At 30.5% G+C, this 12,800-nt stretch carries 9 protein-coding genes and 1 tRNA gene; 7 read left to right on the top strand and 3 right to left on the bottom strand.

All coding sequences use genetic code 11. From position 1 onward, the window contains the following. The first annotated feature begins 52 nt into the window (after positions 1–52). The 3 genes from ACIJYA_RS00095 (at position 53) to ACIJYA_RS00105 (ending at position 4,753) form a co-directional block, all read left to right on the top strand. Positions 53–1,279, top strand: coding sequence for a pyridoxal phosphate-dependent aminotransferase (locus ACIJYA_RS00095; protein WP_435088469.1), 1,227 nt, complete (start codon positions 53–55; stop codon positions 1,277–1,279). Positions 1,280–1,352: 73 nt separating this feature from the next. Beyond that, the gene (locus tag ACIJYA_RS00100) at positions 1,353–2,357 is read left to right on the top strand and encodes a TAXI family TRAP transporter solute-binding subunit (RefSeq protein WP_435088470.1); all 1,005 of its coding nucleotides are present in this window, start codon (positions 1,353–1,355) and stop codon (positions 2,355–2,357) included. Between the two features lie 74 nt (positions 2,358–2,431). Then, positions 2,432–4,753 carry a TRAP transporter fused permease subunit gene (locus tag ACIJYA_RS00105; protein WP_435088471.1) on the top strand — a complete coding sequence of 774 codons (2,322 nt, stop codon included), beginning with the start codon at positions 2,432–2,434 and terminating at the stop codon, positions 4,751–4,753. Here ACIJYA_RS00105 and ACIJYA_RS00110 read toward each other — a convergent pair whose 3' ends face one another. Next, a complete protein-coding gene (locus ACIJYA_RS00110; protein ID WP_435088472.1) occupies positions 4,754–5,179 on the bottom strand; it encodes a PaaI family thioesterase in 426 nt (141 codons plus the stop codon). A 119-nt stretch (positions 5,180–5,298) separates the two neighbouring features. Continuing rightward, a tRNA-Arg gene (locus ACIJYA_RS00115) sits at positions 5,299–5,375 on the bottom strand. 74 nt (positions 5,376–5,449) lie between these two features. On the opposite strand from ACIJYA_RS00115, the gene ACIJYA_RS00120 reads away from it, so the two are divergent. The 4 genes from ACIJYA_RS00120 to ACIJYA_RS00135 all read left to right on the top strand — a co-directional run bounded on the left by ACIJYA_RS00120 (position 5,450) and on the right by ACIJYA_RS00135 (position 11,972). Continuing rightward, positions 5,450–6,637 (top strand): acetyl-CoA C-acetyltransferase, encoded by a 1,188-nt coding sequence (locus tag ACIJYA_RS00120; protein ID WP_435088473.1) that lies wholly within the window; start codon positions 5,450–5,452, stop codon positions 6,635–6,637. Positions 6,638–6,766: 129 nt separating this feature from the next. Then, the gene (gene aceE / locus ACIJYA_RS00125; RefSeq protein WP_435088474.1) at positions 6,767–9,805 is read left to right on the top strand and encodes a pyruvate dehydrogenase (acetyl-transferring), homodimeric type; all 3,039 of its coding nucleotides are present in this window, start codon (positions 6,767–6,769) and stop codon (positions 9,803–9,805) included. Beyond that, entirely contained in the window at positions 9,805–11,070 is a 1,266-nt protein-coding gene (locus ACIJYA_RS00130; protein WP_435088475.1) for a 2-oxo acid dehydrogenase subunit E2, read from the top strand. Before aceE ends, ACIJYA_RS00130 begins: the two co-directional genes overlap by 1 nt. An 8-nt stretch (positions 11,071–11,078) precedes the next feature. After that, entirely contained in the window at positions 11,079–11,972 is an 894-nt protein-coding gene (locus ACIJYA_RS00135) for a DMT family transporter (protein ID WP_435088476.1), read from the top strand. Here the strand turns inward: ACIJYA_RS00135 and ACIJYA_RS00140 are convergent. Further along, positions 11,969–12,733, bottom strand: coding sequence for an undecaprenyl-diphosphate phosphatase (locus ACIJYA_RS00140; protein ID WP_435088477.1), 765 nt, complete (start codon positions 12,731–12,733; stop codon positions 11,969–11,971). The two genes, ACIJYA_RS00135 and ACIJYA_RS00140, sit on opposite strands and share 4 nt — an antisense overlap. Between the last annotated feature and the right edge of the window lie 67 nt (positions 12,734–12,800).

Genomic DNA, 12,800 nt, shown 5'->3' on the forward strand with positions numbered 1-12,800 from the left:
TTAGATTAGCATAATTAAGATTAATTCTATAATAGTAATTTAAAAAAAAAGAATGCTAAAAAATTTAGTTAAAGATTTAAAACCATCGTCTACTTTACTGATCAATGAAACTTCAAGAAAATTAGAGGAACAAGGAAAAAAAATATATAAATTTGGCTTTGGACAGTCACCATTTAAAGTTCCAGAGGATGTTGTTGAAGAACTTAAAAATAACGCACATCAAAATAAATACCTACCAATGCAAGGTCTATTGGAATTAAGAAAGGTAGTAGCAAAATATACATCAAAAAGAAAAAATCATGACTATAAATCTGAAAATGTAATTATTGGACCTGGTTCAAAAGAATTAATGTTTTTATTACATGTTATATTTGATGGAGAAATAATATTGCCTGCTCCTAGCTGGGTTTCATACGCTCCACAAGCAATATTGGGCAGAAATAAAACACAAATTTTACAAACAAAAAGAGAGAATAATTGGTTTCCAACCGCTTCAGAAATTGAGGAGATTATTTTAAAGGATAAAAATAAAAATTATTTATTATTCTTAAATTCACCAAATAATCCATCAGGTCAAATTTGTGAAAATTTAGAGGAAATTGCTGATATTGCTAAAAAGTATAATCTTATTATTTTGTCTGATGAAATATACTCAGAATTAAGTTTTAAAGATAATTATCAATCTATTTCAAATTTTTGCCCTGATAAAACAATTGTTAGTACTGGATTAAGCAAATGGTGTGGAGCTGGTGGATGGAGGTTGGGTTATTTTTTAGTACCAGACTCATTAATACAAATTAGAGATATGATTAATGTCTTAGCTAGCGAAACTTTTTCTGCTGTAAGTGCACCTATTCAATATGCAGCGATAACAGCTTATAACAATGATCACTCACACTATATCAATATATCGAGAAAAATTTTAAGTGCAGTTGGTAAATATGTTTATGAAAATCTAAGATCTAATAAAATTTTGATCAATGAGCCTCAAGGAGGCTTTTATTTAATGCCTGAGTTTTTAAATAAAAAATTTAATACTTCATCAGAAATGTGTGACAGTATATTGAATGGTACAGGTGTAGCCTTGCTACCTGGATCTGATTTTGGTTTTGACCAAAACAAAATGTTGGCAAGATTGAGCTTTACTGATTTTGATGGTCAAAAATTTATGAATAAAATTGATGTAAATCAAAAAATTGATAATGATCTTATAAATGAATTTGCACCTAAAATTATTGAAGGTGTTGATAAGTTAAAAAAATGGTCTGAATCAATATAAAATCTTACTATACATACCTAAACATTTACTGTTAAAATTAATTTATAAAAATAACGATATAGAGGGAGAAATAATGAAAAAAATAATTACATCTCTATCAAGTGCTTTACTGATATTGGTTGCATCTTTGTCTTTAACTGGTGTAGCAAAATCAGCTGAGTTCTTCACGATAGGAACTGGTGGACCTACTGGAGTTTATTTCCAAACAGGTAACGCTATTTGTAAAATGTTACACAAATCAGCAATAAGTGCTGAACATGGAAGAAAAAAAGGTACGGCTAAAGCATATAGATGTACTGCACCATCAACTGGTGGATCAAATTATAATATTGGTCAAATAGCAGCTGGTGAATTTCAATTTGGTGTAGCTCAGTCTGACTGGCAATATCATGCTGTAAATGGATCTAGCAAATGGGAAGGAAAACAGTACAGTGATTTAAGAGCTGTTTTCTCAGTTCATAATGAACCTTTTCAAATTTGGGCTAGAAAAAAAGCAAAGATTAAAGATTTTGCTGGATTAAAAGGAAAAGTTGTTAACATTGGTAACCCTGGTTCAGGACAAAGAGGAACTATGGAAGAATTAATGAAAGCAATGGGTGTTGATAATAGTTATTTCAAATCAACAACTGAACTTACATCTTCTGAACAAGTAAAAGCTTTGTGCGATGGTAAAATTGATGCTTTTGGTTATTCAGTAGGTTTTCCTAATGGTGCCATGGAACAAGCTGCAACTTGTGCTGCTAAAGCATCTCCAATAAATTTAACAGGCTCTGAAGTTCAAGGTTTAATAAGTGGTGCTGACTATTATGCACAAGCTATTATTCCTAAAGGAACTTATACAGGTCAGAAAAAAGATGCTACAACTTTTGGTGTAAAAGCTACTGTAGTAACTTCTGCCGATGTTTCTGATGAACTTGTGTATTTAGTTGTAAAAGCTGTGATGGAAAATTTTGATGATTTTAAAAAACAACATCCTGCTTTTGGATTTTTGGAAAAGAAAAACATGATTAAAGATGGTTTATCTGCTCCACTACATCCAGGTGCAATTAAATACTATAAAGAAGCTGGATTAATGTAATCCAATTAAATAATTTAATTAAAAGGCCTGATTTTTATCGGGCCTTTTTTTTATAATAGAGTATCTTTTTCATAATGAATCAAAGTATTAATGAAAATGTAAAAAGTAAGATTAACGAAGATTTGTCACCAACTAGAAATCTTACAGGCTTTCATTTAAAAGTGGTTGCAGCTATTGCAATCATATGGTCTTTATTTCAACTTTGGTATGCATCACCATTTCCCTTTATGTTTAATGTTGGAATGTTTAAAGGGCTACCAGCTAGAGCTATCCATTTAGGTTTTGCTTTAACTTTAGCATTTTTAATTTTTCCAATTACCAAAAATAAAAAAATTTCAATATTTGATATTATAATTAGTTTGGTTGCTGCTTTTTCATGTCTTTATATATATTTTTTTTATGATCAGCTTGTTGATCGTGGTGGAGTACTTTTAAATCTTCAAATTGGAGACAACATTAATCTTCCAATTGAATTAATAATTGGTAGTTGTGGCATTATAATTTTACTTGAGGCAACTAGACGTGCAATAGGTTTACCTTTGGTTATTATTGCAATATGTTTTTTATTATTTTCTTACTTTGGTAGATACGCACCAGAAATAATTTCTCATGGTGGGCTTTCATTAAATAGATTGGTTGGTTTTCAGTGGTTAGATCAAGAAGCTATCTTTGGAATTCCAATAGGTGTTTCTGTAGATTTTATATTTTTATTTGTATTATTTGGAGCTCTTCTTGAAACAGCAGGAGGTGGAAAATATTTTCTAGACTTAGCTTTTGCAATGGTAGGAAAAATGAGAGGTGGACCTGCAAAAGCTGCAATTCTAGGCTCAGGAATGACAGGTTTAATTTCAGGCTCATCCATAGCCAACACAGTGACCACAGGAACTTTTACTATTCCTATTATGAAGAAAACCGGTTTTTCAAAAGAAAAAGCTGGTGCTATTGAAGTTTCATCATCTGTTAATGGTCAATTGATGCCACCTGTTATGGGTGCTGCAGCTTTTGTAATGGCAAGTTTTATCGGAGTTACGTATTTTGAAATAGTGAAGCATGCTTTTTTACCAGCAATAATTTCATACGTAGCGCTATTTTATATTTCTCACTTAGAAGCTTTAAAATTAAATTTAAAAGGAATGGATGAAGAAGACGTACCAAATTTAAAAAAAACATTTCTTTCCGGTCTCCATTTTTTGATACCTATTTTTGTATTAATTTATATGCTGGTTTACCTAAGGTTTACCGCTTCCTATTCTATTTTTTACGCAACTATTTCGCTCATTATTGTTAATTTAATTTACCTATCTATTAAAGGTGAGGATTTAAAAAACTCACTTAAAGTTTGGTTTAATCAAACTATTGTAGGTTTTGAAAAAGGTGCCTTAAATATGGTTGGTGTTGGAATAGCTATAGCAACAGCAGGAATAATAGTTGGAGCTGTTGGATCAACAGGATTAAGTACAAACTTAATTATAGTTATAGAGTCGATAGCAAAAGATAATGTTACAATATTATTATTTTTAACTATAATTTTATGTTTGTTATTAGGAATGGGATTGCCAACAACAGCAAACTATGTAGTTGTTGCCTCATTAATGGCGACTGTTTTAGTTGATGTTGGTAATGCATCAGGGTTTATCTTTCCATTAATAGCAGTTCACCTATTTGTATTTTATTTTGGTTTAATGGCAGATGTAACGCCTCCAGTGGGTCTTGCCTCATATGCTGCTGCAGCCATTTCAGGAGGTGATCCTTTAAAAACTGGGCTACAAGCATTTTGGTATAGTTTGAGAACAGGAATACTACCAATTGTTTTTTTATTTAATCATGAATTACTTTTAATAGGAATAGAAAATATTTGGCATGCATTAGTTGTTATTATTTCTTCTTTAGCAGGAATATTAGTGTTTACTTCGGCAACACAAGGTTGGTTTATTAATAAATTAAAATGGTATGAAATAATCATTTTTTTAATAATTTCTATCTCATTATTGTCCCCAGAGTTTGTTCTTAATAAATTTTATCCTAAATATAATTATCAGAATATTAGTGTAATTAATTCAGTTATATTAGATCCAAAAAAGGAAGTGCAATTTAAAATTATAAGACCTAGTCCATATGGAGAAAGATATAAATTATTTGTAATTAACAAAAATACTTTTGAAAAAGAATATAATTTAGAAGAATACGGAATTAGTTTAGTGAAAGAAGAGAATAGAATTATCGTTGACAATCTAAAATGGAATGGACAAGCTAAAAAAAGTGGATTTGAGATGGGTGATTATATAAGTGAATTTAAAATAGAAAATTTAAATAGACCTAATAAGGGTGTTATTTATCCTATTGCAATTTCGCTTTTAATTTTCTTTGGTTATCTGAATTATAGACGAAAAGAATAATTAACCACCTGGACCTAAATTTGAAGGTTTAACTTTTAAAATTTTCCAAACCCCAGAGGCTGAAGTAATGATCTTGTCATTACATCTTAATTCACAAAATAAAAATACAAGTGTATTTGTTTTTTTTAGTATTTTTGTGAATCCCGTTATTTCATCACCTTCTTTAGAAGCACCAATAAATTTTAAATCTAAAGAAATAGTTACGCAAGGTGCATTGCCAGATGTCCTATGAGCTGCTGTGCCCGCTCCAGCATCTATTAAAGCTGATAAATAACCACCATGGGTTATTCCAGCAGCATTTAAATGATTTTCATTTATAGTTGATTTAAATTCATATTCTGTTTCTGATATTGTTTTAAACAAAACACCCCCATTGTGTTTCATAAATCCTGGCTTAATGCTTATTTGTTCATAATCATTGCTCATAGTTTTTTATAATACAAAAGTTAAAATTAATAAAATTATTAAAACAATTATAAAAAAATAAATAACTGATTTTTGTAATGATGCTTTTAACAACCAATCTAACATTTTAACTCCTTTTTTGGTGGACCGCCCAGAACTCGAATCTGGAATCTCCCGGTTCGTAGCCGAGCGCCTTATCCAATTTGGCCAGCGGTCCTTATTAAATAATTATCTCCATATATCAAAGTTTTTGATGTAATTTAACTTATTAAATATTATGTTGAGCTATCAATGAGCAAAAAACTAGATGATGTTGTTATAACATCTGCACTAAGAACACCTATAGGTGCATATAAGGGATCTTTAAAAAGCATTAGTGCGGATAAATTAGGTGCACTAGTTATTAAAGAAGTTATTCATAATTCAAAAATAAAAGCAGATGAGGTTGACGAAGTAATAATGGGACATGTTCTTACTTCTGGTTTAGGTCAAAATCCAGCTAGGCAAGCATCTATTCGTGCTGGGGTACCTGTTTCAAAACCTGCACATATTATCAACCAAGTATGTGGATCTGGATTAAGAGCTGTAATTTCAGGCTATCAATCGATTAAACTTGGAGAAAACAAAATAATTATTTCAGGTGGGCAGGAAAATATGTCAAGGGCACCTCACTCAATATTTTATAGAGAAGATAAAAAATTATTGGAAAAAAAATTAGTAGATACCATGATTAATGATGGGTTATTAGACTCTTTTAATGATTACCATATGGGAGTTACAGCAGAAAATGTTGCTGAAAAATTTCAAATAACAAGAGATGAGCAAGATATCTTTTCATTAAATTCTCAGGAGAAAACTCAAGAAGCAATGAATAAAAATAAATTTAAAGATGAATTAATTAAATTACAAATAAATAATAATGAAGAAAGCTTCGAACTTGATAAAGACGAGCATCCAAGAAGTAATTTAAAAATAGAAGATTTAAAAAAGTTAAAAACTGTTTTTAAAGAAAATGGAACAGTTACTCCAGGTAATTCTTCAGGAATAAATGATGGAGCAGCAGCAGCAGTATTGATGACAAGAGAACAGGCGGAACATAAATCACTAGAACCATTAGTTAAAATAACTTCCTGGGCCTCTTGCGGTGTTGAACCATCTTTAATGGGTCTTGGCCCAATACCAGCTGTTAAAGAAGCACTTAATAAAGCAAATTGGAGATTAAAAGATGTTGATCTGTTTGAAATAAATGAGGCATTTGCAGCTCAAAGTATCGCCGTGATAAAAGACTTAAAAATCGATCAGTCTAAAGTAAATGTAAATGGTGGCGCAATAGCATTAGGACATCCTATCGGTGCATCAGGGACTAGAATATTAGTTACACTTATTCATGAAATGATTAAACAAAATAAAACAAAAGGATGTGCTGCACTCTGTATCGGAGGTGGAATGGGTATCGCAATGTGTGTTGAAAGAACCTAAAAAGTGCCAATTTGTTTTATTTTTACAACTTTTTGCTCAATTAAAATACATGTTCTCAAAAAAACCCTAATTAATGTGCTAAAATAAAAATCAATAAATTTTTTTTAGGTATATAAAACATTAAAAATAATGAGTGAAAAATTACTTGTCCCTGATATTGGAGATTTTGACGAAGTTGAAGTTATAGAGGTTCTTGTAAAACAAGGAGATCAACTAAATATAAATGATCCAGTAATTACGATCGAAAGTGACAAATCGAGTGTTGAAATTCCGTCAACAGTCTCAGGTAAAATAGAGACAGTTGAAGTTAAAGTAGGAGATAAAGTTTCAAAGGGAAGTTTAATCTTAAACATTGTTTCATCAGGTGAAAATAAACAAACTGCTCCAATCCCAAAAGACACTGAAAGCATCATAAAACAAGCCGAAGTAGCTATGACTAAGAAAGAGGAAGAGATTGTGGTTTCTAAACAACCAACTCAAAAAAAAGAACAATCAATTATTCAAGTAACTAATGGAAATGATATTGATCCTTTAGAAACTCAAGATTGGTTAGAATCTTTGTCGGAAGTAATTTCAAAAGACGGAAATCAAAGAGCTCATTTTTTAATTAAAGAATTAATTAATAAAGCATATCGTGAAGGAGCAAACATTCCTTATACGCAAAATACACCATATATAAATACAATCCCACCAGAAGCAGAGGTTAAATCAAATGGAGACCAAAATATTGAAAGAAGAATTAGGTCTTTAATAAGATGGAATGCAGCCGCAATGGTTGTAAGAGCAAACAAAAAGTTCCCAGAACTTGGTGGACACATAGGAACATTTGCATCGGCTGCTACATTATATGATGTTGGAATGAATCATTTTTGGAGAGCAAAAAATAATAAATTTGGTGGAGATTTAGTTTATTTTCAAGGACATAGTGCTCCAGGAGTATATTCTAGAGCATTTTTAGAGGGAAGACTAAACGAAAAACAATTGGATAGTTTTAGACAAGAAGTTAATTCTGGTGGACTTTCCTCATATCCTCATCCATGGTTGATGCCTAAGTTTTGGCAATTTCCAACTGTCTCAATGGGTCTTGGTCCTATGCTTGCAATTTATCAGGCAAGATACATGAAATATCTTATTAATAGAGGTCTTATAAAAGATGAAGGTCGAAAAGTTTGGGCCTTTTTAGGTGACGGAGAAATGGATGAACCAGAGTCTATGGGTGCAATAGGATTAGCTGCTAGAGAAAAACTAGATAATTTAATATTTGTGATTAATTGCAATCTACAAAGACTTGATGGACCTGTACGAGGAAATGGAAAAATTATTCAAGAATTAGAGGGCAGTTTTCGTGGAGCTGGTTGGAATGTAATAAAAGTAATATGGGGTTCGTATTGGGACTCGTTGATAGCAAATGATAAAACAGGTCATTTAGTTAAAATAATGAATGAAACAGTAGATGGCGAATATCAAGCGATGAAAGCTAGAGATGGTGCTTATGTAAGAGAAAAGTTTTTTGGTAAATATCCAGAAACACAAGAATTAGTTTCAAGCTTATCAGATAAAGATATTTGGAGATTAAATAGAGGTGGTCACGACCCTCATAAGGTATTCGCTGCCTATGATAAAGCCACAAAAAACCAAGGAAGCCCGACAGTTATTATTGCCAAAACTATTAAGGGATATGGAATGGGTAAGACAGGCGAAAGTGTAAATACTACTCACCAAACAAAAAAATTAGATGTAGATGATTTGTTGTATTACAGAGATCGTTTTGATGTTCCTCTAACAGATGAACAAGTTAGAAATATCGAATATTTTAAACCAGATGAAAAATCACCAGAAATTAAATACTTAAAAGAAAGAAGGTTGAATTTAGGTGGCTATTTACCTGAAAGAACAACTTATGCAAAACCAATTAAAGCACCATCAAAAGATATTTTTGATTTTATGAAAGTTTCAACTGGTGAAAAAGAGATGTCAACAACAATGGCAATGGTAAGAATGTTTACTAATTTACTAAGAGATAAAAATATTTCACCAAGATTAGTTCCAATCATCCCTGATGAAGCAAGAACATTCGGAATGGAAGGTTTTTTCCAAAAAATTGGAATATATGCACACGAGGGACAAAAATATGAACCAGAAGATGCTGCACAGTTAAGTTCTTATCGTGAAGATAAAAGTGGCCAAGTATTAGAAGAAGGAATTAACGAAGCTGGAGCGATGTCATCTTGGATTGCAGCTGCTACAGCATATACAAATCATGATATAGAAATGATACCAATTTATATTTTTTATTCTATGTTTGGTTTTCAAAGAATAGGTGATCTTGCGTGGGCTGCAGGCGATAGTCAAGCAAGAGGATTTTTAATTGGTGCTACTGCTGGGAGAACAACTTTAGCTGGAGAAGGACTTCAACACCAAGATGGACACAGTCATTTAATAGCCTCTACAATACCAAATTGTGTAACTTATGACCCAACTTTTCATTATGAACTAGCTGTAATTTTTCGAGAAGGTCTAAGAAGAATGCATGAGAAGAAGGAAAATGTTTTTTATTATATTACTACAATGAATGAAAATTATTCTCATCCTGAAATGCCAAAAGATAAAAATTGTGAAGAAGGTATTCTTAAAGGAATGTATAAGATTAAAGAATTTAATAAGTTTAAGAAGACAAAAATCCAACTTTTAGGATCAGGCACTATTCTTCGTGAGATGATAGCTGCAGCCGAAGTGCTTCAAAATGATTATCAAATTGATAGTGAAATTTGGAGTGTGACAAGTTTTAATGAATTAAGAAGAGATGGAATGGAGGTTGAGAGATATAATCTTTTAAATCCTGACAAAGAACAAAAAACTTCATTTGTTGAAAAATGTCTAGGAAAATCTGAAGGTCCAATAATGGCAGCATCAGATTATATGAGAATGAATTCAGATCAAATAAGACCATATACTAACAAAAGTTTTTACTCTCTAGGAACAGATGGTTTTGGTAGAAGTGATACTAGAAAAAATTTAAGAAAGTTTTTTGAGGTAGATAAAGAGCACTTGGTTGCTTATAGTTTAAGTGTTTTGGCTAAAGAGCAGTTGATAGCCTCAAAATATGCAGAAGAAGCAATAAAGAAATATAATATTGATGGTGAAAAACCAATGCCAACCAAATTATAATGTCAGAAACTGAAGTTAAAGTACCAAATATTGGAGATTTTAAAGATGTTGAAGTAATAGAGGTCTTAGTTTCAGAAGACCAAATAATTAAAAAAAACGATCCCTTGATAACGATTGAAAGTGACAAATCTAGCGTAGAGATCCCTTCTAACTTTGAGGGAAAAATTAAAAATTTAAAAATAAAAGTAGGAGATAAAATTTCAGAAGGTGATTTGATATTAACTTTAGATAGCAAGTCACAAATAATCCAAGTAGCTGAAAAAAAACCAGAAATTGAAAAAGAATTTAAAAGAATTAAAGTAATTAAACCTGAAATAGAACAAACTACAAAAATTCAAAATAGAAATACATCCAACGATATTTCCTATGCAAGTCCAAAAGCTCGAAAATTTGCAAGAGAACTTGGAGTAGATATTAGTCAAGTTGTGGGAAGTGAAAAAGATGGAAGAGTTATTGAGGACGATATTAAAAAATTTGTTTCTTCTAAACCTAAAAATATTGATGAAGTTAAAGAAAATAAGTCAAGTAAAATTAAAAATGAATTTGAGCATTCTGATTTTGGAGAAATTGAAATTAAAGATATTCCAAGAGTAAAGAAATTATCCTCAACCTATTTAACTAATTCATGGACAACCATACCTCATGTTACAAATCATGATGAGGCAGATATAACAGAAATGGAAAACTTCAGAAGTTCTCTGACCAATATGTATACTGGAGAAAAAATTAAAATTACTCCTTTAGCATTTATAATTAAAGCATTAGTCGCATCTTTAAAAAAATTCCCAAGTTTTAATTCCTCTATTGATGAAATTGATACTGGAAAAATGACATTAAAAAAATATTTTCATATTGGGATTGCTGTCGATACACCAAATGGTTTAATGGTTCCTAAAATCAGAAATGCTAATAACAAAAAAATTTCATTACTCAGCAATGAATTAAAAGAAGTTAGTGAACTTTGTAGAAATCTCAAAATCGATAAAAAAGAATTATTTGGCGGATCTATGACTATTACAAGTTTAGGTGGAATAGGTGGATCATTTTTTACTCCAATTATAAATTACCCAGAGGTCGCAATCTTAGGAGTGGGTAAATCGCAAAAAAAGCAAATTTTTATTAATGGAAAATTTGAAACAAGAATAATGTTGCCAATCTCTTTATCTTATGATCATAGAATTATAGATGGTGCTGAGGCAGCACGATTTAATAATGACTTAAAAGAAAATTTAGGTAAAAATTTTGCCTACAAACTAGCTGTCTAATATAAGTCATGTCAAAAACTACTTCATTATTAAGTGCCTTGTTATGTACTTTTATTTGGGGCACAACATTTATTGCTCAAGATACAGGTATGGACAACATTGGGCCATTCACATTTAATGCAGTTAGATTTTTTATTGGTTTCCTAGCTATCACGCCGTTAGTTTTGTTATTTGAGTTAAAAAAATTTAAGTCAGAGTTTAAATCTGACATTAAATCTTTCATTAATCTTTCAATTTTAATTGGTTTGTCATTGTTTTTGGGTTCTGCATTACAACAAGTTGCACTTCTTTATACAGATGTTGCAAACGCTGCATTTTTCACAATTTTTTATGTTCCGATGGTTCCAATTATAATTTTTATATTTAAAAAAAAATCAATTCATTGGAGTGTTTGGCCATCTGTTATTTTGTGTTTAATTGGAGGTTATTTATTGACAAATTTTTATGATGCAACAGTAAGACTTGGAGATAGCCTAGTAATTCTTGGAGCTTTATTTTGGAGTACTCATATTATATTCACAGGAATAATTGTTAAAAAGTATGATCTTCCTTTAACCCTTGGTGCTATTCAAACTCTTATTGTTTCTGTATTTTCTTTTGCAATAGGACTTTTCTACGAAGAGTTTATTTATATTGAAATTATAAAAGAAATAAACTCTATCTTATATGCTGGTATTTTATCAGGAGGTTTTGCTTTTGTTTTACAAATCTATGCTCAAAAAAATATAACCCCTGCCCCTGCAGCTATAATCTTTTCTTTAGAAGGAGTATTCGCAACTATTGCAGCTTGGTATATTTTAAATCAAATTTTAGATATTAATAATTTACTTGGCTGCTTTTTTATTCTTTGTGGTGTTTTATTGTCTCAACTACTACCTTTAGTTAAAAAAAAATATTCTTAATAAATCACAGCAAATAAAATTAATGCTATGATAACTCTATAAATTACAAAAGCATTCATCGAAAATTTATTTATATAAATTAGAAAAAACTTTACTGTTAAAAAAGAAAAAATAAATGAAGTCAATATTGCAATAATTGCTAAATAACTAAATTCAACTGATTGAGAAAATATATCTTTTAACCCTAAAAAACTCGCACCACTTAAAGCTGGGATAGAAAGTAAAAATGATATTTTGCTAGAGTCCAATCTATTAAATCTTAAAATCCTTGCAGCAGTAATGGTTATACCTGCCCTACTAACCCCAGGTATTAATGAAAGAATTTGAAAAATACTTATAAACAAAATTGACTGAAGATTTAAGTTTGAAGATATTTTTTTATCAAAACGATTTTTATCTGCCACATATAAAACAATTCCAAAAATTAAAGTTGACCATGCAATGACTTTAACATTTCTTAATTCATAAATAATACCTGTTGAATACAAAATATATCCAACAATAATTAATGGAATTGATCCCACAATAATAAGGCTTAAAAGTCTCTTATTATTTTTAATATCCATTAAATCCTTTTTGAAATAATAGATAATTGCAAATAAAGACCCCAGATGGAGGCTGATATCTATTAATAATGAGCTAGATTTAAATTCATACAAACTTGAAACTAATATTAAATGTGCTGATGAACTTATGGGTAAAAACTCTGATATACCCTGAATAGCTGAGAGTATTAAAACTTCTATTATGTTTTGAAACATTTTATCTAACTAACTTAAAAAATATTTATTTAAAACAATTCGATTTAGACATATTAGCTATGCAAAT

The sequence above is a fragment of the Candidatus Pelagibacter bacterium nBUS_29 genome (genome assembly GCF_051200905.1).
Taxonomy (GTDB): domain Bacteria; phylum Pseudomonadota; class Alphaproteobacteria; order Pelagibacterales; family Pelagibacteraceae; genus Pelagibacter.